The sequence below is a fragment of the Marinobacter albus genome (assembly GCF_030238305.1).
Taxonomy (GTDB): Bacteria; Pseudomonadota; Gammaproteobacteria; order Pseudomonadales; family Oleiphilaceae; genus Marinobacter; species Marinobacter albus.
The window spans coordinates 403,697-425,590 of record NZ_JASSQD010000002.1 but is presented as its reverse complement, the minus strand read 5'-3'; the positions used below and the strand labels follow the sequence as shown (position 1 = coordinate 425,590).

19 protein-coding genes are annotated in these 21,894 nt (G+C 62.0%); 5 read left to right on the top strand and 14 right to left on the bottom strand.

The genetic code is table 11. From position 1 onward, the window contains the following. Positions 1 to 19 precede the first annotated feature (19 nt). The 11 genes from QQF73_RS13455 to atpD all read right to left on the bottom strand — a co-directional run bounded on the left by QQF73_RS13455 (position 20) and on the right by atpD (position 10,992). Positions 20 to 3,250, bottom strand: a complete 3,231-nt coding sequence (locus QQF73_RS13455; protein ID WP_219867748.1) for an efflux RND transporter permease subunit — start codon at positions 3,248 to 3,250, stop codon at positions 20 to 22. After that, complete coding sequence (locus tag QQF73_RS13450; RefSeq protein ID WP_228743376.1) at positions 3,247 to 4,302, bottom strand: efflux RND transporter periplasmic adaptor subunit; 1,056 nt, start codon at positions 4,300 to 4,302, stop codon at positions 3,247 to 3,249. The genes QQF73_RS13455 and QQF73_RS13450 overlap by 4 nt, the downstream gene beginning before the upstream one ends. Positions 4,303 to 4,434: 132 nt before the next feature. Then, positions 4,435 to 5,334 carry a F0F1 ATP synthase subunit gamma gene (locus QQF73_RS13445; RefSeq protein ID WP_285368533.1) on the bottom strand — a complete coding sequence of 300 codons (900 nt, stop codon included), beginning with the start codon at positions 5,332 to 5,334 and terminating at the stop codon, positions 4,435 to 4,437. After that, positions 5,318 to 6,850, bottom strand: a complete 1,533-nt coding sequence (locus QQF73_RS13440; RefSeq protein ID WP_219867745.1) for a F0F1 ATP synthase subunit alpha — start codon at positions 6,848 to 6,850, stop codon at positions 5,318 to 5,320. The genes QQF73_RS13445 and QQF73_RS13440 overlap by 17 nt, the downstream gene beginning before the upstream one ends. Continuing rightward, complete coding sequence (locus tag QQF73_RS13435) at positions 6,850 to 7,611, bottom strand: F0F1 ATP synthase subunit B family protein (RefSeq protein WP_285368532.1); 762 nt, start codon at positions 7,609 to 7,611, stop codon at positions 6,850 to 6,852. The genes QQF73_RS13440 and QQF73_RS13435 overlap by 1 nt, the downstream gene beginning before the upstream one ends. Positions 7,612 to 7,614: 3 nt before the next feature. Continuing rightward, a complete protein-coding gene (locus tag QQF73_RS13430; protein ID WP_219867743.1) occupies positions 7,615 to 7,902 on the bottom strand; it encodes a F0F1 ATP synthase subunit C in 288 nt (95 codons plus the stop codon). Further along, positions 7,902 to 8,594 carry a F0F1 ATP synthase subunit A gene (locus QQF73_RS13425; protein ID WP_219867742.1) on the bottom strand — a complete coding sequence of 231 codons (693 nt, stop codon included), beginning with the start codon at positions 8,592 to 8,594 and terminating at the stop codon, positions 7,902 to 7,904. Before QQF73_RS13425 ends, QQF73_RS13430 begins: the two co-directional genes overlap by 1 nt. Next, on the bottom strand, positions 8,585 to 8,890 hold the full coding sequence (locus tag QQF73_RS13420; protein ID WP_219867741.1) for an ATP synthase subunit I: 306 nt from the start codon (positions 8,888 to 8,890) through the stop codon (positions 8,585 to 8,587). The genes QQF73_RS13425 and QQF73_RS13420 overlap by 10 nt, the downstream gene beginning before the upstream one ends. Further along, positions 8,877 to 9,197: an AtpZ/AtpI family protein gene (locus QQF73_RS13415; RefSeq protein ID WP_219867740.1), complete on the bottom strand. Its 321-nt coding sequence runs from the start codon at positions 9,195 to 9,197 to the stop codon at positions 8,877 to 8,879. The genes QQF73_RS13420 and QQF73_RS13415 overlap by 14 nt, the downstream gene beginning before the upstream one ends. Beyond that, the gene (locus tag QQF73_RS13410) at positions 9,194 to 9,604 is read right to left on the bottom strand and encodes an ATPase (protein WP_219867739.1); all 411 of its coding nucleotides are present in this window, start codon (positions 9,602 to 9,604) and stop codon (positions 9,194 to 9,196) included. Before QQF73_RS13410 ends, QQF73_RS13415 begins: the two co-directional genes overlap by 4 nt. Continuing rightward, on the bottom strand, positions 9,601 to 10,992 hold the full coding sequence (gene atpD / locus QQF73_RS13405) for a F0F1 ATP synthase subunit beta (protein ID WP_219867738.1): 1,392 nt from the start codon (positions 10,990 to 10,992) through the stop codon (positions 9,601 to 9,603). The genes QQF73_RS13410 and atpD overlap by 4 nt, the downstream gene beginning before the upstream one ends. 799 nt (positions 10,993 to 11,791) lie before the next feature. On the opposite strand from atpD, the gene QQF73_RS13400 reads away from it, so the two are divergent. After that, a complete protein-coding gene (locus tag QQF73_RS13400) occupies positions 11,792 to 12,439 on the top strand; it encodes a hypothetical protein (RefSeq protein WP_285368530.1) in 648 nt (215 codons plus the stop codon). Between the two features lie 206 nt (positions 12,440 to 12,645). Continuing rightward, positions 12,646 to 13,041 (top strand): phosphate-starvation-inducible protein PsiE, encoded by a 396-nt coding sequence (locus QQF73_RS13395; RefSeq protein WP_228743375.1) that lies wholly within the window; start codon positions 12,646 to 12,648, stop codon positions 13,039 to 13,041. A gap of 223 nt (positions 13,042 to 13,264) precedes the next feature. Here the strand turns inward: QQF73_RS13395 and QQF73_RS13390 are convergent, their stop codons facing one another. Continuing rightward, positions 13,265 to 15,271: a TonB-dependent receptor domain-containing protein gene (locus QQF73_RS13390; protein ID WP_285368529.1), complete on the bottom strand. Its 2,007-nt coding sequence runs from the start codon at positions 15,269 to 15,271 to the stop codon at positions 13,265 to 13,267. A gap of 128 nt (positions 15,272 to 15,399) precedes the next feature. Between QQF73_RS13390 and QQF73_RS13385 the strand changes: the two genes are divergently transcribed. The 3 genes from QQF73_RS13385 to QQF73_RS13375 all read left to right on the top strand — a co-directional run bounded on the left by QQF73_RS13385 (position 15,400) and on the right by QQF73_RS13375 (position 19,476). Next, positions 15,400 to 16,665, top strand: coding sequence for an ATP-binding protein (locus QQF73_RS13385; RefSeq protein WP_345782963.1), 1,266 nt, complete (start codon positions 15,400 to 15,402; stop codon positions 16,663 to 16,665). Then, complete coding sequence (locus tag QQF73_RS13380; RefSeq protein ID WP_219867735.1) at positions 16,658 to 17,191, top strand: response regulator transcription factor; 534 nt, start codon at positions 16,658 to 16,660, stop codon at positions 17,189 to 17,191. The genes QQF73_RS13385 and QQF73_RS13380 overlap by 8 nt, the downstream gene beginning before the upstream one ends. A 146-nt stretch (positions 17,192 to 17,337) precedes the next feature. Then, on the top strand, positions 17,338 to 19,476 hold the full coding sequence (locus QQF73_RS13375) for a putative bifunctional diguanylate cyclase/phosphodiesterase (protein ID WP_285368528.1): 2,139 nt from the start codon (positions 17,338 to 17,340) through the stop codon (positions 19,474 to 19,476). Here QQF73_RS13375 and QQF73_RS13370 read toward each other — a convergent pair. After that, positions 19,412 to 20,071, bottom strand: coding sequence for an energy-coupling factor ABC transporter permease (locus tag QQF73_RS13370; protein WP_219867733.1), 660 nt, complete (start codon positions 20,069 to 20,071; stop codon positions 19,412 to 19,414). The two genes, QQF73_RS13375 and QQF73_RS13370, sit on opposite strands and share 65 nt — an antisense overlap. A gap of 82 nt (positions 20,072 to 20,153) precedes the next feature. Then, positions 20,154 to 21,887, bottom strand: a complete 1,734-nt coding sequence (locus QQF73_RS13365) for a SulP family inorganic anion transporter (protein WP_219867732.1) — start codon at positions 21,885 to 21,887, stop codon at positions 20,154 to 20,156. Between the last annotated feature and the right edge of the window lie 7 nt (positions 21,888 to 21,894).

The window sequence follows — 21,894 nt, the reverse complement described above, 5'->3', positions numbered from 1 at the left end:
TCCGACGAAACACCTTTGGTTACAGCCAGTTGCAGCGTGCCAGCGTGTAGTACAGTAGCGGTACCACCACGACCGTCAGCAGGGTCGACATCGCCAAACCGAAGACCAGCGAAATCGCCAGGCCATTGAAAATCGGGTCGTTCAGGATGAAGTAGGCTCCGACCATGGCCGAGATCGCGGTCAGGGCGATGGGCTTGATTCGTACGGCTCCGGCCAGCACCACGGCCTCGTCCAGTTCGATGCCCTCCTCCAGCAACTGCCGGATGAACACCACCAGCAAAATGGAGTTGCGCACAATGATTCCCGCCAGGGCGATCATGCCGATCATACTGGTGGCGGTAAATTCCCGGCCCAGCAGTCCGTGCCCGGGCAGGATACCGATCAGGGTCAGGGGGATGGGCGCCATGACCACCAGGGGCAACACGTAGGAACGGAACTGCGCCACCAGCAGCACGAAGATCATGAACACCCCGACACTGTAGGCCGCGCCCATGTCCCGGAAGGTCTCGTAGGTGATCTGCCATTCACCGTCCCATTTCAGGGCGCCCTTCTCCGGCAAGGGTGGCTGGCTGATGAAATACTGCTCCGGAGCACCCGGTTCCTGTTTCAGACGGTCCACCATGGCGAACATGCCATACAGCGGCGAATCGATTTCCCCCGCCATGTCAGCCGTGACATAGGTCACCGGCAGCAGGTCCTTGTGATAGATCGCCCCCATCCAGTCCGCTTCGCGGACCTCGGCAATACTCGCCAGCGGCACCAGCTCGCCACCGCGGCTGCGGACCTTCACCGACAACAGCGCGGAGGGCTGGGCCTTGTCGCCCTCACCCAGGATGATCCGGATCGGCACCGGGTACTTGGCGTGATCGTCGTGCAGGAAGCTGACACCCCGGCCACCCAGCGCCGTCTGCAGCGCGCCGACCACCTGGGCCTGGGACACCCCGAGACGCGCCGCGCGCGGCCGGTCAATCACCACCTCCCACTGCCGGATCGGGGCTTCGAGGGTGGTGTCGATATCCACGAGTCCCTGCACCCCGGTCATGCCTTCGGCCACCCGGGTTGCCAGTTCGGCACGTCGCTCGTTATCCACGGCATAGATTTCCGCCACAACCGGTGAGAGCACCGGCGGGCCGGGCGGCACTTCGACAATCTTCACCTTGGCGCCGTGGCGCTCGCCGATGTCGGTCAGGGGTTCCCGCAGAGACTGGGCAATGGCGTGGGATTGCCGCTCCCGGCTCTCCTCGGCTACCAGGTTCACCTGGAGATCCCCATGGTAGGGTTCGCTGCGCAGGTAGTACTGGCGCACCAGTCCGTTGAAGTTGATCGGGGATGCGGTCCCGGCATAGGTCTGCCAGTTGGCCACCTCGTCCACCGTCTCCAGGTAATGCCCCATTTCCAGCAGGACCTGCTGGGTTTTCTCCATGGGCGTACGCTCGGGCATATCCACGACGATCTGCAATTCGGATTTATTGTCGAAGGGCAGCATCTTCAGGATCACCACCTGGAATACCGGCAGCGAGGCCGCCGCTCCGGTCAGCAGCACGACACCCAGGGCCAGCGACCGTCGCCGCCAGGAATGTTCGCCCAGGAACGGCGACAGCAGGGTGCGGAAAATTTTCAGGGACACCGGGCTCACGCCATCGGCGGAACTGGAGGCTTCGGCCGCCTCCCTGGCCGCCTGCCCCTGCTTGTGCCGCAGCAACCGGAACGCCAGCCAGGGCGCGACCACAAAGGCCACGATCTGGGAAATCACCATACCAGCGGAGGCATTGATCGGAATCGGGCTCATGTAGGGTCCCATCAGGCCACTGACAAAGGCCATCGGGATCAGGGCCGCCATGATGGTGAGGCTGGCCATGATGGTGGGGGTGCCGACTTCGTCCACCGCTACCGGAATAATGTCCTTCACCGCGCGGCGGGAGTTCTGGATTCGTCGGTTTATATTCTCGGTGATCACAATGCCGTCATCCACAAGGATGCCGATGGAAAAGATCAGCGCGAACAGCGATACCCGGTTGAGGGTGAAGCCCCAGGCCCAGGAGAACACCAGCGTCAGCAGCAGGGTAATCAGGACCGCAATACCCACGATCAACGCCTGCCGCCAACCCATGGCGGCCAACACCAGAATCATCACCGCCAGCGTGGCCGAGACCAGGTCCGTAATCAGCTTGCGAGCCTTCTGGGAAGCGGTATCGCCATAGTCCCGGGTGACCAGGACCTCCACGTTCGCCGGCAGGGCCCGGTTCCGGAGCATGTCCAGGCGTTCCTGGATGGCCGTGGTGATGTCGATTGCGTTCTCACCGGGCTTCTTGGCCACCGCGAGGGTCACCGCCGGGAAGACCTCACCGGGTTTTCCGTCTGTACCGGACTGGGTTCCGGGGCCAAAGCCGGTCATCACACTCTGATCCACCACGGTGCCGCCCCGGCGAACCTCGGCCACGTCCTCCAGGTGCACGGCCGCGCCGTTGTGCATCCCGACCACCAATCGTCGGATGTCCTCCACCGACGCCAGCAGGGTGCCAACCTGCACCGGTATCGACAGGTTATTGCGGGTAACACGGGATTCCTGGCTGCTGGTGTTGGCCGTTTGCAGGGCGTTCTGGATATCGCCGACGGTGAGCCCGAAACCGGCGAGCAAGGCCGGGTCAAACCGGACATCGACCCGGTCGGGAACGCCGCCCACGGTGTAGATGTCGCGGGTGCCCGGCACCCGCTTCAGGGCCACTTCCAGCATGTGGGCCAGCCGGGTGAGCTCCTCGCCGGTGTGACCGTTGGCCGGGTCATACAGGGTCAGGGTCATCACCGGCACATCGTCAATGCCCTTGGGCTTGACCACCGGCTGCGTCGTCCCCAGATTCGCCGGCAACCAGTCCTGGTTGGAATACACCTGGTTGTACAGGCGCACCAGGGCCTCCTGCCGGACCACGCCCACGTCAAACTCAACGGTGATAACCGCCTGCCCCTGGCGCGCGACGGAGTAGACATGCTCAACGCCCTGGATCTCGCTCATCACCTGTTCGGCGGGCGTGGCAATGGCGCTTTCGACCTCCCGGGCGCTGGCGCCGGGAAAACCCACCATGATATCGGCCATGGTGACGTCAATCTGGGGCTCCTCTTCCTTCGGCGTCACGATCACCGCAAGCACACCGAGCACGATGGCCATCGCCGCCAGCAGGGGTGTCAGCTTGTTATCCTGAAAAACCCGGGCAATGGCTCCGGAAGGCCCGACCTTCGGCAGTTCATCGCTCACCGGCTTTCCTCCCCGCCGGCTTGCGCTGACTCGGGCCGACTCAGGCGATCACTGCCCACTAGTGCCGCCGGGTTCACCACCACGCGCTCGCCCTCATCCACGCCGGCGAGGATTTCCAGACGATCGCCGTCGCGGACACCCGTCCGCACCTGACGCAAACGGGGGCGGTCCTCGTCATCGAGAATGAACACAGCCCTGAGCTCGCTGCGCTGGATCAGGCTGCTGGTCGGCACCCACAGGGACTCCCGGGTGCCCACCGGGACACCAACCTTCACGAGCATGCCCGGAAACAGTGAGCCATCGGGCTCATTCAGCCGCATCCGCAACCGGAAGGTATGAGTGGCCGGATCGGCATAGGGGTAGAAGGTCATTTCGCGGGTCGCCAACACCCGGCCATCCGCCAGGGTGACGGTCGCCTGACGCCGGGAACGGGCCAGGTCGGCGTATTTCTGAGGCAGATCCACCACAACCCGCAGCTGCTCCAGGGAAAGCCCGCTCAGCAACGGCTGACCGGGATTCACCGATTCACCGATTTCCACATGGCGCTCGGTGAGAATGCCGCCATAGGGGGCAACGATGCGGGTGTAACCCAGTTGTTCTTCCGCCTCGGAAACACCCGCCTGGGCCCGCTCAACCCGCGCCCGGGCGGCCGCCAGGTTATTCCGGGCCTGATCAAATTCCTGACGCGATACCAGCCCCCGTTCCCGGATGGCGGAGATGCGATTGAAGGTCTGCTGTGCATCTTCTGCCCCGGCCCGGGCCTCATCCAGCGCCGCCTGGGCCTGACGCAGGCGCGCCTGTTGTTCGCTGTCCTCCAGCTGGACGATCAGGTCACCGGCCGTCACCGAATCGTCGACGTCGAAGGGCAGCGCCTCAACCGTCCCGCTGGTCTGCGCGGACACGGTGCTTTTCTGCACGGCCTCGATCACCCCATCGAGCTGAATTCTTTCCTCCAGCGTCTGGCGCAGCACCGGAGTCGATGCCACCGTGTCCTCTGCTGAATCCTGGGCCAGGGCCGTCGACGCCAGCAGCCAGCCGATCGCAGTGATCATGAAAATCCTAGCCATTGTTAATGCCCACCGTAATTTCTAAATGGTATATACAAATACCTTTAAAGCATATTAAAACCTTCACCGAGCCGGACATCAACACCCACGACCCCAATGAATCGAGCACCCCCGGGTTCATGACCGTCGTTCCCTGCCCTGCAAGGCTTCAAAACCGATGATGACGTCCAGCAACTCGGTGGTGATTTCTTCCTGGCGAACGGACCGCATCTGCCCTTTGACCTGCTCCAGCTGGTCATCCACGGATCGTTCTGCCTGCTGCATTCGCGCCAGTCGTGCCGCGTTTTCAGTCACGATGGCCTCTGCAGAGGCCCGAAACACACTGGCAAAGATATGACTGCGTAAAAGAGCGGCGAACACCTGATCGGATGACAGACTGTGGATGGGCAGCGACCGGGATACCCACGGGCGTTCAGCGAGTTCCGCAACCAGCGACGGTGCCAGCGGCAGCAGACGGGTTACCGCTGGCCGCTGCTGGCCGTGATCGGCACGCTGCATGAAGGCCAGTGTGGCCACCAGCCGGTTATGGGGATCGCCACGTCCGATCGTGTCCAGCCGGGTCACGATATCGCTGGCCAGTCGACCGATGCCGGCGGCCGAGGCCGGCGGAAGGAGGACGGCCTCCGGGGTAATCCCCAGACCGGTCAGGGCATCGTTCATCTGTGCCCCCACACACAGGATGCGCAAACCAGGATGCTCCGCGGCGAGAAGCTCCGGCGCCGTCACAACCGCCTGGGCCACGGTTTCGTTATAGCTTCCACACAGGCCGTGATCAGACCCGAACACCACCAGCACCTTTTCCTCTGGCTCCACCGAGGGCAGCGCAATTGGTCCGGTCCCCGCCAACAAAGCCTGCAAGCCGCTCAGTATCGTATTGTGGTAGGCCTCAATGGATGTCGCAGCACGCTCATAGGGCACCGCGTTGATGGCCGAGAGGGTTTTCATGGTGTGCACAATGCTCCGGATACCGGTCAGGGTATCGTCGTGGTGAGACAGGGCTTCAAACGTCTGTGCCATCGCCGCCACCCTCGTTCCCCAGGACCTTACCCGCCAGTGCCAGCATTGCGCTGAGATCAGACTCGCTCAGGGGCTGATTCTGGCCTATCTGTTTTGCCAGCCCCGGGAGTTCGTCGGTCGCCGCCGCCCGGAGCTGATCCATGGCAGCCAGCACCCGTGCTTCCGGTAAGTCATCGAACACTCCCTCCATGGCCGCAACCAGAATCACCAGCTGCACCACCGCCGGCACCGGAGCGTGCTCGGGCTGGCGAAGCGCCGCCCGCACAGCCGCCCCGCGCACCAGCCGCGCCCTGGTCGTGTCATCGAGCCGGGTACCGAAGCGGGCGAAATCCTCCAGTTCCTCGAACTGGGACAGGGTCACCCGCAGATTGCCGGCCACGTCCCGAAACGCCCGGTACTGCGCCTTGCTGCCAACCCTGGAGACCGACACGCCCAGATCCACGGCTGGAAACTGGTTTTTCCGGACCAGCCTGGGCGACAGGTAAATCTGGCCGTCGGTGATGGAGATCAGGTTGGTGGGAATGTACGCCGACAGGTTCTCGGCCTGGGTTTCCACCACCGGCAGCGCGGTGATCGAACCACCCCCGGCCTCCGGCGAAAACTGTCCGGCGCGCTCCAGCAACCGGGCATGAACGTAGAAAATATCGCCCGGGAACGCCTCCCGGCCGGGGGGCCGGCGCAACAGCAGCGACAGCTCCCGGTAGGATTGGGCATGGTGGGTGAGATCATCGAACACCACGAGCACGTCGCAGCCCTGGTCGGCAAAGTACTCGGCCATGGTCATGGCGGAATAAGGCGCAACGAACGACAGACCCGGGGTATCCTCATCCCCCGCGGCGACAACGATGGTCCGGGACAGCTGTCCGCTACCCCGGAGTGTCTCGATCACGCGAGCCACGGAATCGCCCCGTTGGCCTACGGCGCAGTAAATACAGAGTATCTCCGAGCTGGCCTGGTTGAGGATGGTGTCCAGCGCAATCGACGTCTTGCCCGTCTGCCGGTCACCAATGATCAGTTCACGCTGCCCCAGCCCTACAGGTACCGCCGCATCAATGGCCTTGATGCCGGTGGCCAGGGGCCGGGTGATGGGCGAGCGACAGAGAATCCCTGGCGCCGCGACCTCAATAGGCCGATCAGCCACCGCCTCAATCCGGTTCCTGCCATCCCTGGGTTGCCCGGTGGCGTCCACCACCCGCCCCATCAGCCCCGGTCCCACCGGCACACTGATAACCTTGTGGGTGCGCCAGACATCCTCACCGGCGGCGATCTGGTCCGCCGGTCCCAGTAACACGACGCCGAGCCGATGTGGCTCAAGGTCCAGCACCATGCCCCGGACGCCGGAGGCAAATACCAGCAACTCATCGGCAAGGGCCCGGTCCAGCCCCGACACCAGCGCAATACCGTCGCCCACCTCGGTCACTTTGCCAACTTCCGCCAGCACCGGAGACGGCGCAGGGCTGTCCAGCAACGAATCGATCAGCGATTTTACGCCTGGCTGGAGCGGTTCATCCGTCATCACTCGCCCCCCCGACCCAAGGCGCCTGTGGCCAGCCGTTCGGTTAACAGCCCGATCAGTTCCTCGGTGTAGCTGTCCACGGTCCAGGCCACCTGGGCACTGCCGATACGGAGCACCAGGCCGGGAGCCTGGTCTTCGTCCACCAGAAAACGGAGCGGAACGTCGGGAATCAGCGCTGCCAACTCCCGATTCAGGGTGGCCCGGGCGCCCTCCGACAGCGGAATGTGGGTGCTGACAATGGCTTCCTCCGCGGTGCCGGCGGCGACGAGCAAGTCCGGCGCCATGGGCTCGAGTTTGGCGGTCACATGCAGGGCAATGCGTTCTTCGAGCTGTTCGTCCGCCAGATCGCGAAGCGCCTTGCGTACCAGCTGATACAGGGTATCTGCCCCGGCCCGATACAGCTCTGCGGTGAATTTCTGCTGCTCCCGTTGCAGGTGCCTCTGCCAGTCCTTCTGTTCCTGCTCCAGCTTCTGGTGCGCTTCCGCCAGCAGGGCGTCACGCTGGCGCTCTGCCTCCTCATGGGCGGCGTCAACGATGGCCGCGTCCTCCGCCAGCAGTTCCTGTTTGCGGGCAACAAAGTCCGCCTCGGCCGCTGCCGCCTTCGCCCTGGCCCGCTCCGCCTCGCCCATTCGTTCAGCAATCTCGGCTTCGCGAGCGTCGATGCCATTGAGAATCGGCTTGTAGAGAAATCGTTTGAGCAACCAGACCAGAACCAGAAAATTGGCAATCTGGGCAATGACCGTAATCCAGTCAATCGACATGGTTTAGCCCGCGGCCGCCGTGGTTGCCTGCAGGATCGTGTCCCAGAAGGGGTTGGCGAACAGCACGATCATGGCAACGACGAAGCAGTAAATGGCGGTGGATTCAATCATCGCGAGGGAGACAAACAGAGTCCGCGACAGCGCCGAGGCCGAATCCGGCTGCTGGGCAATCGCGTTCAGCGCGGCCGCGGCCGCCCTGCCCTCCCCAAGCGCGGGGCCCAGGGCGCCGAAAGACACGGTCAGCCCCGCCGTGAAAATGGAAACAACGGCAATCCAAACAAGATCTGTCATCAGTCGCGCTCCTTTTTCACCGGCTCGCCCGGTCGGGTCGTCGCCAGCGAGATATACACGGTCGCCAGGACCGCAAAAATGTATGCCTGGATCAGGCCCGTCAGCAGCCCCAGCACGTCCATGACCACGGGAAAGAAGAACGGCGCCAGACCCAGCAGAATCCCCGCGATCACCGCACCGCTCATGACATTTCCATAGAGGCGTATGGACAGGGAAACACCCCGTGAGAACTCACTGATGAGGTTGAACGGCAGCATAATTGGCGAGGGCCGAATGTAGATCTTCAGATAGCCACCCAACCCCTGCCTCGAGATACCGAACAGGGGCACGGCAATCAACACCGACAGGGCCAGGGCAGCCGTCGTCGATAGCGAAGCGGTCGGTGGCGAGAAACCAGGGATCACCAGCAGCAGGTTCGAAGTGGCGATAAACAGGAACAGGGTTCCGGAAAAATACAGAACGTGCCGGGAGGCCTGCCGGGAGATGTCCTCGATCTGGCGCTGGATGCCCGTTACGATCACCTCCAGCGCCGTCCGCCAGCGACTGGGCGGCACATCAGGCCGCAGGTTTCGGGTAATGAGGACCGAGGTCCCGGTCAGGATCGCCATGACCACCCAGGTGTAGACAATGGTTTCGCTGAAACCGATGCCCCCAATTGTAAAAACGATGACTTCATCCGGCGTCAGTTGCATCGGTCCTCCTTCGACTGGGGCAACCGGGCAATCCCCGTGGCGATGAGCCGCACCAGGAAAAAGGCCGCGACATAGCCGACGAACGCCCATCCGTCGCCGCCTGCCCCGGTAACCCACCAGCCCACGCCGAGCAGCAGGGCAATCCTGGCCGCAGCACTGGGCAGCAGAATGAGGCCGGGGCGGCCGGTGCGAAGCGCCCAGCGCACGCTCACGGCGAGGCCGGCGAAGAACACGGTGCTGGCCACCATTCCGATCCAGAAACCGGTGTACAACGCCACCCAGTCAACTGTGATCATCGTTGCTATCCCCGTCGTCGCTGTCGTCCTGACCTTCCCTGCTGACCCAGGCCCAGGCAATGAATCCGCCCAACACCACGCCCCCCAGGATCAGGGCGATGGTCCATGGAAACGCCTGTGGCAGTGTGCGGTCCAGCCACATGCCCAGGAAGGCGCCGCCCACCGTGGGCACCGCCACCGACCAGCCAATCATGCCGAAGGCTCCCAACCCCCGAAGCGGGCTCATTCCGGGGTTATCCCGGGCGCGCTTGAGGCGCCGGGCCTGCCGGCCAATATCCTCTTCAGGGGTATAACGCCGGCCGGTCATGGCTGGGGCTTCTGTAAATCGGCAAACCGGCGGACTATCCCCGCCTCCAGACGGGAAAGGGCCGATCGGGCCACACGTTCATCTTCATCCACGGCAATAAAGTTTCTGTAGACCGTATCTTTGATCGACGCAAGATCCTCGCCCCGGACACCCCGCCGAACCGCAACATCGACCTGATGCCCCTTCTTGACCAGGATGCCCTCGTCAATGCCGAAGATCAGTTCCTCGCCGCCGGTGGCAATGACAATGAACACCGAGGGCACCAGCGCGGTGACGAAATCTATGTGGTTCGGCAACATCCCGAACGCGCCGTTTTCCGCCACTGCATAAAGCCGGCTCGCCGTGCCCTGATAGAGGGTTTGCGTCGGCAACCGCACAGACACCGTCATTTCCGTCGCCATCGTCATGTCACCGCCTCCAGATCCGCCAGGCCGCCGATCATATAGTAGTCGCCTTCGTCCCGATCAAAATGGGTCTGATTGAGGATGGCGTCGCAGCCATCGAGGGTGTCGGCAATCGCCACCCGTTTGCCGGCGGTGCCGGTAAACGAGCCGGTGGTAAAGAAGGGCTGGGTCAGAAACCGTTCCAGCCGGCGGGCGCGGGCGACGGTCAGGCGATCGGCGGCGGACAACTCCTCGATGCCCAGCATGGCAATGATGTCCCTCAGCTCTTCATATTCCGCCAGCGTCCGTCGAACCGCCCGGGCGATGTCGTAATGCCGTTGCCCGACCACCGACGGGGTCAGCATCACCGACGACGACGCCAGCGGATCGATCGCCGGGTACAGGCCTTCGCTGGCTCGTTTTCGGGACAGCACCACCGCCCCGGACAGGTGGGAGAAGATGTGCGCGGCGGCCGGATCGGTAAAATCGTCGGCGGGCACATAAACCGCCTGGACCGAGGTGATTGCTGCTTTGCGGGTGGAGGCAATGCGTTCTTCCAGTTCCGCCAGCTCGGTGGCCAAAGTTGGCTGATAGCCCACCCGGGAGGGCATGCGCCCCATCAGTCCGGATACTTCCGCGCCCGCCTGCACGAAGCGGAAAATGTTGTCGATCAGCAACAGCACATCCTGGTGCTGGTCGTCCCGGAAAAACTCCGCCATGGTCAGCGCGGTTTTGCCAATCAGGAAGCGTACGCCGGGCGCTTCGTTCATCTGGCCGAACAGCATGACCGTCTTGTCGCGAACACCGGCCTCCCCCATTTCCCGGTAGAGTTCCTCGGCCTCCCGGGAGCGCTCGCCGATGCCGCAGAACAGGCTGACGCCCTTGTGGTGATGCACGGTGTTGTTGATCAGCTCGGTGATCAGCACGGTTTTGCCGACGCCGGCGCCGCCAAACAGACCGGTCTTGCCGCCCCGCTCCAGCGGCGACAACAGGTCGATGGCCTTGATACCGGTTTCCAGTATGCTGCTGCGAACCACGCGCTCTTCCAGCAGCGGCGGCGCATGATGAATGGAGCGCAGATCCTCACTCACCGGCGCGGGTTTCCGGTCGATCGGCGCACCAAAGACATTCAGCATACGCCCCAGCACGGCATCACCGACCGGCACCCGGATCGGCGCACCGGTTGCCCGCACCGCCATGCCCAGCCCGAGACCTTTTACCGGCGCCAGTGCCATGCAGCGAGCGACGCCCTCCTCCCGGAGTGACGAGACCTCCAGGGCAATCGTGTCGACGTACAGGAGTTCACGAATCTGGGGTACCGGATCGCTAAACCGGACATCCACCACGCCGCCACGAATGGCGATGACCGTGCCATCCCCTCGGCGGGGCTGAGCATGATTGTCTCGCGGCATTCTTTTGCCTCCTGGGGCCGATCATCGCACCCGGCTGGCTAGCTCGTATCAGCCCAGAAAATCCGTTTACGCCCCTGCGGATATGCTTTGTGGCGATTCAATAAAGCATAGATGCTGAATCCGGAAACCATGTTGACCAAGGACAAAATGTATCGAGATGACGTCTGGAATACTGATGGTTTCACCTTGGGTAAACACGATAGGGAGTTTGCGAGGTTATTTTTCGCGCGAATGACCGCGCAGATCACAGACGTCAAATGGTTCCATGGAACGGGGGACTGCACTGGGCTAAGCTTCTGCAATCACAAAGCGCGTTGTCTAATTGCTGTTAAGTGAAAGTAAGGGAAGCCGACATCGAGAAGTTGCTCAAATCTAAACATCTCAAAGCCATCAGCTGGATTTCCATTGTCAGTAGCTCTATCTCTGTTGTGACTCTGATTTGGCTTGTTGTGGTTTCTTATCTTCCTCAGTTGATTTCATTGTATTCCCAGTCCTTTTTCTATTCGCTTGCGGCCGGCATTTCGCTCACTATCACCATAAGCACTCCCAATGGGACTGCTATTGGTTTCTATCGTTTCGCCTTGATAATGATGATCCTTTGTATTCGGATGCAACGGGAGCACAAGCACTTAACCAGTAGCGCCGCTCGGACGCCCTGAAGTGCGCCTGTGGTTATCTGGTTCAGCATTGCCAAGCACTCAACTGGCAGATTTGGTCGTCATTTCCGAAGTTCGAGGGTTTGCCAGAGTGAGCTGCGGTGAAGGGCAGCAGGAACATCAAACACCAGGGAGAGGTACTTTTGGCTAGTGTCAGTTTTGATTTTAAGTTCAGCGTGCCCCAGTCAGCTGCCATGCGGGCGTTGTTGAAGCAGTTCCTTGGCTACACAGGCTATTTTATGACTGCTGTGTCCGCAGCTGTCTGGATGGCGTTGGGTCTGCTTGTCGTTGCTCTATTCTCACAAAACGCAGTTATCGTCATTCTGGAACTGTTGGTGGAATGGGGTGGTGATGTCTTTGCGCCTATGAAAGAAGGGGGACAGTTGGTTTTCAGTACCGACATGACCCAGCGGGGCGAAAACGACGTGGATGGCTTGCAAGCAGCGCTATCGGTCGTGGCGAGAGTGTCCCTGGTACTTTATGTTCTGGGTGCCGTGGGAAGGGCAATCTTTGGGACGAAACTGACTTTGACCCGGTCCGTGAAGCTCGCTTTTGTTCGGCGAGCGTCTCTCGTTGTGTTCGTGGCAATTCCGCTCAGTAGCGTCTTGCAGTTCGAGTCCGGTATAGGGCCAGATTCTTTCTTTATTGCCGCATTTCTCGCGGTCTTTATCACACCTGTGCTGTTACTCATTGGGTACTGGTCCGTTTTCTGGAATCACATGGTGATTCAGGCGATTCGCTATGTGGATGAGGGTGGTGTGAATGTACCCACGCTACAGGTAGAGCGCTGAAGTGGCTCTGGAGCCACTACGAATCATGCATAACCAGCCTGCTGTTGCCAGACAATTTTCCACCGCTTCGCGGCTCCCAAGTGGCCGCAAAGCTCCGAGTCATATATCGCTGATGGCGGTGAGTATCAGTTTCCCGGGCTTTACTGAGAGACTCGACTGGCGGGTAGACTATCCAAAAAATGAATCATAACAACAAGGCGAACAAGATGGATACTTCCGAAAAGAATGTGGCGCTCAGTATTTTTCAGATGATTGAGCGGCTGTTGCTGATCATCGTTGTGGTAATGACCCTCGGGGGCGTGGCATTCGAGCTTCACTCACTGTATGTCGCCCGGAGCATCAATCTTGCGGACATTCTGCTGATGTTTCTGTATCTGGAAGTCATCGGCATGGTTGCCGTGTTCTACTCAGACCGGCGGTCTGCTTCGGTTTTCCCGATTTTCATCGCCATTACGGCACTGGCCCGACTGATCATCCTTCAGGGCAAGGACATGGCACCTGAGAACATCCTGTTTGAGGCCATTGCCATCCTGATCCTCTCCATCGCGGCGTTTGTCATGACACGCCTGAACCAGGTGAGAAAAGGGGAGTCCGACATCTGATCGGTTGAAGACCAGGTACCTTCCTCTAGAACGAACAGAAAGCACTCTAAAAACCCGCTAGAATGCGCCCCATGGAATGGCTCACCCACTCACAAACCGGTTTCCGTCAGGCGGCGCGCTACCTGCTGAGCATGCGCCATGTCACTTTAATCGAGCATAGATGCTGAATCCCGAAATCATATGGATCAGGGACAAAATGTGGCCAAATGACGCCCGGTCCACCTCACCATCGAGCCGTCAGTGCCGCGCGGAGCGTGCGACCGGGTTCGTTGACCCGCACCGCTTCGGGGCTGAACGGATCCGTGTTGGCGCGACTGACGTGGCGGGCCCAGGTCTTATCGAGCAGGTTATCCATGGCCCAGGACAGCGTCAGGTAATCCGTCATTGCGTGGCTTCCCGACAGGTTGAGGACGCCATGGCCCGGTGAAGTGGCGGCGTCCAGTCCTGAGGCCAGATCCACCCGATCCTGCCGGCGGGCAACCACCCACTCCAGCGTCAACTGGTGCCCCCGGTACTGCCAACCGACTGTCTGCACAAATTGCAGCGGGGGAATCTGCGGCAGCGCCTGGTCGTCGTCCCGGTTTTCCCCCCGGACTGCGGCCAATGCGCTGTTCGAGCGCCAGGTTCCGTTGCTCCAGCCCAGTTCCGCTTCGACACCGAGCAGGCGCGCATCGATGTTGCGATAGATACTGACCTGATCGCCATTTCGGGTGCGCAACACGTAATCGTCTACCTGATCCATCCAGACCGCAGGGCGCCAACGCCAACCGGAGCCCTGCCCCGGCAGAGCAACCTCCAGCTTGTGATGCTTTTCGGTATCCAGGGCCGGATTACCGACCCAGCGCATGGCCGGCATCATGCTCCAACTGGCAATGTAACGCTCGGTCACGCCCGGGCTGCGAACACTGCGAGAGGCATTGACTTCCAGCGACTGGCGCGATGAAAAGCGCCAGTCGCCGGTGATAAACCCGCTGACATTGTCATCCGTCGCTTTGGTATTGGCCGTGTCATACAGCGCCCGGTAGATGCCCGCCGCGGACATCGCCATCATCCCGCTGCCAAAGGTTTTGTCTGCGGCGTCTGCGTCCATTGCCACGCGGTCATAGCGCACCCCGGCACCGACCTGCATCGCCGGGGTCAACCGTTGGAAGGCTTCGGCGAACACGCCGAAACGGTCCCGATCCACATCCGGCCACAGTACCGACGTCAGCGTATCCAGCCCGGGGCCACCCAAACGCTCGGCGTCCCAGTTGTTGGTCTCAATGTCGGTGCCAATGGCCCAATTGGTCTGCGTGCCCGGGTTCTGATCCAGAGTCAGCCGGACTCCACGGGTCCGGGTTTCAGAGACCGTCAGCATGTTCATGGTGGCCGGGCGCAGGCTGAAGTTGTCCATAATGTGGTCCACGTCCGCGCTCCACGCCAGAAGCTTCCAGTCACCGTCAGCAACCGGCGCTCCCAGCTCCAGCCGAGCGATATCGGTATCGGTTTTCGGGGCATCCATACCCGAGCCGGCGTATTTCACATCGCGCTCTTCCTGGCGGCTGACCAGTCCCTTGAGGAAAAGGCCATTGTCCGCCTTCCAGGCGGCATCCATCCGCCCTTCCGTGTTCCGGTAAGCGCTACGTACCTCGTTACCGTCGCCATCCTCGTAATCGTCGGCTTCATCGTGGCCGCCCGCCACCCGGAACCAGCCGCGATCGTTGCCAATTGCTGCGCTGCCATTGACCAGCCGACCATTGCCGTTATCTGCGCCTCCGGCCGTCAGATGTCCGGTCGTCAAACTCTCGCCAAAATCCGGATCCGGCGTGGTGGCAATGACCTGCCCGCCGGCTATGGCGCCCCAGCGCAGGGTCCGGTTGCTGGTCCGAACCTCCAGTCCGGGCGCAAGTGCCGCACTGAGCCGACTGGTTGGCGGGTCCATTCGATTCGGGCACGCCCCCTCCACCCGGATTCCGTCCAGCAGCACATCCACCCGCTCCTGGCCCTGGCCCCGGACAACAGGCTCCAGGCCACGACCGCCCATTCTGGACAATGAGACCGAAGGCTCGTTCGCCAGTCTTGCCACCGGCTCGGAGGCAAGCGCCTCACTGCCCCTGTCCTGGCGATGACCTTCCGTGACTCGAATCAGCAGCGCTGACCCGGACGTTTCCTCCGCCTGGAGGGCCATCGGCCAAGCCACACTGACGGCGACAAAAGCCAGTGCAAACCGGCCTGCTTGCGTTTTCTTCATGAGTTAACACCCTGAACAAATGGAATTTTCGGCCAATCATAATAGCCTCGGCGCAACGGCGCCTGAGGCAGAATGCCGCACTCCAAAGTCGCCATAGCGGCATGTAGGGCCCGGAAAAACCCGCTAGAATGCGCCCCATGGAATGGCTCACCCACTCACAAACCGGTTTCCGTCAGGCGGCGCGCTATCTGCTGGGCATGCGCCTGTCCATTGCCGCCATTCAACTGGTCGCCCTGGCGATAGCCGAGACCATGATGGTGCTGACGTATCGGGCCGAGGCCACGCTGATCAGCCTGCTCTACGCCGTACTGGCGACACTCGGCTGGCTTTGGTTCACACGCCGGCCACCGAAGGCGGCCCTGACAGTGAGCGCCGGCCTCGCCCTGGATCTGCTGATGATTGGTGGCTGGCTGCTGCTGACTGGCGGCTTCACCAACCCGTTCACCTCACTGCTCCTGTTGCCTATTGCGGTGGCCATCCTCCTTGTACCGCTCAGCCAGAGCGTCGCGCTCACCGGTTTCGGCATTCTGGTCTATACCCTGCTGGTGGTCTGGCACCTACCGGTATCAAGCGGCCCACACAGTACCGACATGGCGCAGCTGCACCTGTTCGGCATGTGGGCCACCTACGCACTGACCTCCGCCATACTCCTGCTGGTGGTCGGCTCCCTGGCCCGCCGCGTCCAGAGACAGCAGGCCCAATTGGCGAACATCCGGGAAACCCGTTTGCGGGATGAACAGATCATTGCCCTGGGCTTGTCGGCGGCGGGTATTGCCCATCGCCTGGGGACACCACTGAATACCTTGACGCTGCTCGTTGAGGAATTGCGCCACGCGCCCAAGGAGCAAGATGTGACAGAGGATCTGAACCTGATGGGTCAGCAGCTGAGTCTGTGCGCCGATCACCTTCGCCAGCTGTCTGATGCGGCGGTCAAGGCGAAAACGGCACAACCGGAAACCGTCAGTGTGAGTGACTGGCTGATGCGCCTTCGGGAGTCAGCAACCCTGCTCTGGCCCGCCGGCATTATCGAGTGGCAATCACCTTTTCCCGAAACGCCCATCAAGGTTGACGCAACGCTGGATCAGGCGGTCCTGAACCTGCTCGCCAATGCCCTGACGGCCAGCCCGCAGTGGGTGGGTGTCAGGGCAAGCGACAGCGGCAACGGCACGGTGGACGTGGTAGTCGACGACCACGGCGAGGGTTTGGCACCAGAGCGCAAAGACACCCTTGGTGACGGCGTGGTGTTTTCCGAATCCGGACTGGGCGTGGGCCTGTTCCTGTCGAACGCCACCATTCAGCGTTTCGGCGGCACCCTGAAGGCCCGCGCGGGCCAGACCGGCACCACCATGATCATCTCCCTGCCCCGGGCCAAAGACGGAGAAATTGATGGCTGACCCCACGACGTGGCTGCTGGTCGATGACGACGAGGCCTTCCTGCAAGTCCTGCAACGCTCTTTGGGGCGCCAGGGTATCGGGGCAACCGTTGTCAGATCGGGCACGGACGCCCGGCAATGCCTTGAACGCCGCCGATTCGACCACTGTGTGCTGGACCTGAACCTGGCCGGGGAGAGCGGCCTGCAACTGCTGCCTGATTTACTGGCCCTGCAGCCGGACCTGAAAGTCCTGGTCTTGACCGGGTACGGCAGCATTGCCACCGCCGTGGAGGCCATGCGCCAGGGCGCCGTGAACTACCTCTGCAAGCCGGTTACAGTCGGCCAGCTGGTCACCGGCTTTGAGCCCCCGGGGTCAGCACCGGCCCTGCGCCCGGCACCGCCTTCGGTCGAAGAAATGGAATGGGAGCACATCCAGCGCGTGCTGAATGAACACGAGGGCAACGTATCCGCCACGGCACGTGCCCTGAACATGCATCGCCGGACGCTGCAGCGAAAACTTCAGAAACACTCCCAGTGGCGGCACTGAGCCCCGGCTGCGACAAAATCCCGCCGAAAAATGACTTCCGTCAACCCGACGCGACCAATTGGGCATGAGTTTGCGGCGGCCGTCGAGTAGCATCCTTCGCCATTGACTAGATGCCGTTTTTTTCGGGATAGGAATGCGACAGATCGATGCCAACAGCCCCGGCCCTGCACCCAACGATTTCTGACCCTCTCACCGACCGACTTGCCAGAGTCGCCTCGATAACCCGCAACATGGTGATCCTGCTCGACAGCGCCGGAGTCATCGAATGGGTTAACCTCAGTTTCGAGGAACACACGGGGTACTCGTCGAGTCAGGCCATCGGACACACACTGAGCAATTTGCTGGCCGGCCCCGACACCGATCCGGAAACGATCAGGCGTATCCGGCGAAAGCTCTATCAGGGTGGCATAGCAGAGGAAGACGTCCTCAATTACAGCAGGTGCGGTACGCCGTTCTGGGTAAACCTGTACTGCGCGCCCCTCGACGACGATGGCCAGCAAGGCTTTATTGTTGTCCAGACCAACGTTTCCGACCGCAAACAGGGCGAACGCAACCTGCGCATTGCCGCCAGCGTGTTTGATCGCAGCCACGAAGCCATCCTCATCAGCGATTGCAATAACCGGATTCTGGACGTTAACCCGGCCTTCTCCCGAATTACGGGATATGGACGTCATGAGGTGCTTGGGCTGACCCCGACCATCCTGAGTTCCGGGCGGCACTCGTCAGAATACTACCGCTCCATGTGGCACGCCCTTGAACAGACCGGCCATTGGCGCGGCGAGATCTGGAACCGGCGCAAAAACGGCGAGGAATACATCGAAATGCTGTCCATCAGCCGGGTGCAACTGGACGAACCGGGCACGTTCTACCACGTTGCGGCGTTCTCGGACATCACGGCCCTGAAGAACCACGCCCGGGAACTGGACCGGGCCGCCAACTACGACAACCTGACCGGGCTGCCCAACCGGCAACTGCTGACCGAGCGCCTTCGCTCCGCGTGCCTGCACTCCGACCGGCAACAACGAGGCCTGTCGGTCTGTTGCCTTGATCTGGACGGTTTCAAGGAACTCAACCAGCGCCTGGGGCAGGCCGCGGGCGACCAAGCCTTGCGGACCATTGCCGAACGACTCACCCACGCCGTTCGCCGGGGCGATACCGTTGCCCGGATCGGGGGCGACGAGTTTATTCTGCTGATCCAGAGCGACTATCCCGAAGGCGTATACCAGCGCATTCTGGATTGCGTGAGGGAGCCGCTCGAGATCGCTGGCGACGCTGTTGAGGTTACCGGCAGTATGGGCATCACCCGGTACCCGGCGGACCGGACCGATGCCGAGGGCCTGATCCGGCATGCGGATCAGGCCATGTATCTGGCCAAGGAGATGGGCCGCAACCAGTTTCACTTCTTCGATCCCGGCCTCGACGAGTATCGGCGACAACGCCGAAATCAACTCATGGAGCTCACACGGGCGCTGGAGAACGAAGAGTTCGAGCTGCACTTCCAGCCCCAGATCCGGGTCTCTGACTCAAAGCTGGTCGGCCTGGAAGCACTGATTCGCTGGAACCACCCCGTGCGAGGCCAGCTGACGCCGGGCGACTTCCTGCCAATGCTGGACAACAGCCATCTGGAGGTACCTTTGGGGCAATGGGTGGTCAAGGAAGCGATCCATCAACTGAACGTCTGGAAAACTGCCGGCGAGGATTTTGCCGTCAGCATCAATATCAATGCCCAGCACCTCATGGACCGAAGCTTTGCCACTTACCTGGAGAGCTACCTTCACAGCCACGCGGAACTCGATCCCGGCCAGATCACCCTCGAAGTCCTGGAGTCCACAGCGCTCGAGGACACAAAGCGCGCCAGCAATGTGCTGGCCACCTGCCGGAGCCTGGGCCTCAAGGTCGCACTCGACGACTTTGGCACCGGTTTTTCATCACTGACCTATCTGCGCACTCTGCCGGTGGACCTCATCAAAATCGACCAGACCTTTGTGCGCAACATGCTGGCGAATGCCCATGACCGGGCGATCGTCGAGAGTGTGATCTTTCTGGCCCAGCGCTTCTCGCGGCCCGTCCTGGCCGAAGGTGTCGAAACCGCCGAGCATGCCCGGGCCCTGCGGGACATGGGCTGTCAGTTTCTCCAGGGTTACGGGATTGCCCGCCCGATACCCGCCCGCCAGGTTCTGGACTGGGCACGGCAATGGCGGCACCACAGCGATTGCTGGCTCAGCGGTAGCGGCGCTGGTCCAGTGTGGTCAGGCGATCGGGATGGAACACCATCAGGCCGGTGACGAAGGTACCGTTCACGAAGCCCTCGGGGATCATGAACAGGGGCAGGTAGCGGATGTACTCGTGCACCAGCTCCCCGAACTCGTACACGCCGCTGCTCCAGAGCATCAGGCACATCACCGTTCCGGCGGCCGCCACCGAGATGCCGGCGCCGAAAAATCCGCAGAAAAAGATGTAGGCAAAGAAATTCCGGAAGTTCCGCCGGCGCTCCCAGAGCATGATGCCGTGACTGACCAGCGCCGGCACCATCACCGTGACCAGGCCGTTGGCCGCAAACATCAGCAGGGGTTCCCGGCCCGTGATCACGGTGATCAGCAACGCCAGTAATCCAGAGAGCACCGCCAGCGCCCACCCCAGCATCAGGGTAATCACGGTGATCCCAAACACATGGATGGCCAGGCCGGGCGAAATGCCCGCACGCATTTGCCAGAGAAACCCCAGCACGACGGCTGCTCCGAAGAACGAATGCTGCAGCGCGTTGTCGCGTCGGAAGGCCTGCCAGTCAATGGTGCGTACCGCCCGAATCAGGATCAGCAGGAACAGCACCAGGGTTGTGAGCCACTGGCCGGTCGATAGCAGGTTTTCAGTCATGCCCATAATGAACGTGCCACCGTCTGAGCTCCGGGAAATACTCCCATGATACCGGCCTTACCCATCATATGGGCAAGCCGGCCGTGCGTCAGACAGGGATACGCTGGGGTACTCGGTTGCCGATCAGTCGCTGCCAGGCTTCGAAGGTGCTGAGGAAGACCTCCCCGCTGAGCTTGGCCAGCAAGTCGGTTCGCTTGAGCCGGTCCATCACCGGCCCCTTCACCTCCGACAGATGCAGAGTCACGCCGGCATCCCCCAGCCGCTCATTGATGGCCTCCAGGCTCTCCAGCGCCGAGGCATCAATGAGGTTGACCGCCGGACAGACCAGAACCAGATGCTTGAGTTCCGGCTCTTCGGACACCAGATCCATGACCCGCTCCTCCAGAAACCGGGCGTTGGCAAAGTACAGGCTTTCGTCCACCCGCAGGAAGGTCACCTTGGGGCACAGCTCCACCTCATGGCGAAGCACATTGCGAAAATGCTCGGTACCCGGGACACGGCCAACCACAGCGCTGTGGGGCCGGCTGGTACGGTACAGGAAGAGTCCGATGGACAGGGCCACCCCGGCGATAATGCCCGCCTCCACACTGTGCACGAGGGTCGCCAGGATGGTCGCCAGCATGGCCCCGAAGTCCGGCCGAGAATACCGCCAGGTCCGGCCCAGTGCCGGCAGGTCGATCAGCGTGGACACGGCCACGATGATGGTCGCCGCGAGTGTGGCCTGGGGCAGATAGGCGATGGCCGGGGTCAGGAACAGGGTCGCCAGGGCGATGCCCACCGCCGTGTAGGCACCGGCTGCGGGCGTCTCCGCGCCGGCGTCGTAGTTGACCACCGAACGGGAAAACCCGCCCGTCACCGGCATGCCGCCGGACAGGCCGGCGCTGAGGTTGGCGGCGCCAAGGCCCACCAGCTCCTGATCCGGATCAATACGCTGGCGTCGCTTGGCCGCAAGCGTCTGACCCACCGACACGGATTCAACAAAACCGACCACGCTGATCAACAGGGCACTGACCGCCAGCTGTTGCCAGAGCTCCCAGTCCAGACTCGGCAGGGTTAACTCGGGCAACCCGGCCGGCACGGAGCCAACGAGCCTGACACCGGCTGCCCCCAGGTCCAGTTGCCACGCCACCACCGTGGTCACCAGCACGGCCAGAATCGGCGCCGTCTTGGTAACGATGTCGGCCATTCGCGACGGCAATCCGGCGGCCATTAGCCAGGTTTTGAGATATCGGCGCGCCAGCAGCAGAAACACCAGGGCCCCGGCTCCGATGGCCAGTGTCGCCAGGTTGATCTGGTCAATCGACTGCACCAGGGAATGGATGATTTCAAGCAGGTTATGGCCGGACGCCGGGATCCCGAACAGGTGCTTGAGCTGGCTGGCAGCGATCACGATGCCCGAGGCGGTAATAAACCCCGAGATCACCGGGTGGCTGAGGAAGTTCGCCAGGAAACCCAGCCGCATCAGGCCCATGGCCATGAGCATCAGCCCCGACATCACCGCCAACAGAATCGCCCCGGCGACGTACTCGGGCGTACCCACGTCGGCCAGCGGCGCCAGCGCCGCCGCCGTCATCAGGGAGGCGACAGCCACCGGACCCACCGAGAGCGTACGGCTGGTTCCGAACACCGCGTAGACAATCAGCGGCAGGATACTGGCGTACAGCCCGACCTGGGCCGGCAACCCTGCCAGCAGGGCATAGGCCAGTGACTGGGGAATCAGCATCACGGTGACAATCACCGCAGCCACCAGGTCACTGGTGGCCTGACTCCGACCGTAGGACGGCAACCAGTTCAGCACCGGCAGGTAGCGTTTGATGTCCATGCCCGCC

Coding starts and splice junctions, on each gene's coding strand:
- QQF73_RS13410 (WP_219867739.1), bottom strand. CDS start 9,604: ATGACGATGGCGACGGAAATGACGGTGTCTGTGCGGTTGCCGACGCAA.
- QQF73_RS13390 (WP_285368529.1), bottom strand. CDS start 15,271: ATGAAGAAAACGCAAGCAGGCCGGTTTGCACTGGCTTTTGTCGCCGTC.
- QQF73_RS13375 (WP_285368528.1), top strand. CDS start 17,338: ATGCCAACAGCCCCGGCCCTGCACCCAACGATTTCTGACCCTCTCACC.
- QQF73_RS13420 (WP_219867741.1), bottom strand. CDS start 8,890: ATGATCACAGTTGACTGGGTGGCGTTGTACACCGGTTTCTGGATCGGA.
- QQF73_RS13450 (WP_228743376.1), bottom strand. CDS start 4,302: ATGATCACTGCGATCGGCTGGCTGCTGGCGTCGACGGCCCTGGCCCAG.
- QQF73_RS13395 (WP_228743375.1), top strand. CDS start 12,646: ATGGATACTTCCGAAAAGAATGTGGCGCTCAGTATTTTTCAGATGATT.
- QQF73_RS13445 (WP_285368533.1), bottom strand. CDS start 5,334: ATGGCACAGACGTTTGAAGCCCTGTCTCACCACGACGATACCCTGACC.
- QQF73_RS13425 (WP_219867742.1), bottom strand. CDS start 8,594: ATGCAACTGACGCCGGATGAAGTCATCGTTTTTACAATTGGGGGCATC.
- QQF73_RS13380 (WP_219867735.1), top strand. CDS start 16,658: ATGGCTGACCCCACGACGTGGCTGCTGGTCGATGACGACGAGGCCTTC.
- QQF73_RS13440 (WP_219867745.1), bottom strand. CDS start 6,850: ATGACGGATGAACCGCTCCAGCCAGGCGTAAAATCGCTGATCGATTCG.
- QQF73_RS13370 (WP_219867733.1), bottom strand. CDS start 20,071: ATGGGCATGACTGAAAACCTGCTATCGACCGGCCAGTGGCTCACAACC.
- QQF73_RS13435 (WP_285368532.1), bottom strand. CDS start 7,611: ATGTCGATTGACTGGATTACGGTCATTGCCCAGATTGCCAATTTTCTG.
- atpD (WP_219867738.1), bottom strand. CDS start 10,992: ATGCCGCGAGACAATCATGCTCAGCCCCGCCGAGGGGATGGCACGGTC.
- QQF73_RS13430 (WP_219867743.1), bottom strand. CDS start 7,902: ATGACAGATCTTGTTTGGATTGCCGTTGTTTCCATTTTCACGGCGGGG.
- QQF73_RS13365 (WP_219867732.1), bottom strand. CDS start 21,887: ATGGACATCAAACGCTACCTGCCGGTGCTGAACTGGTTGCCGTCCTAC.
- QQF73_RS13415 (WP_219867740.1), bottom strand. CDS start 9,197: ATGACCGGCCGGCGTTATACCCCTGAAGAGGATATTGGCCGGCAGGCC.
- QQF73_RS13385 (WP_345782963.1), top strand. CDS start 15,400: ATGCGCCCCATGGAATGGCTCACCCACTCACAAACCGGTTTCCGTCAG.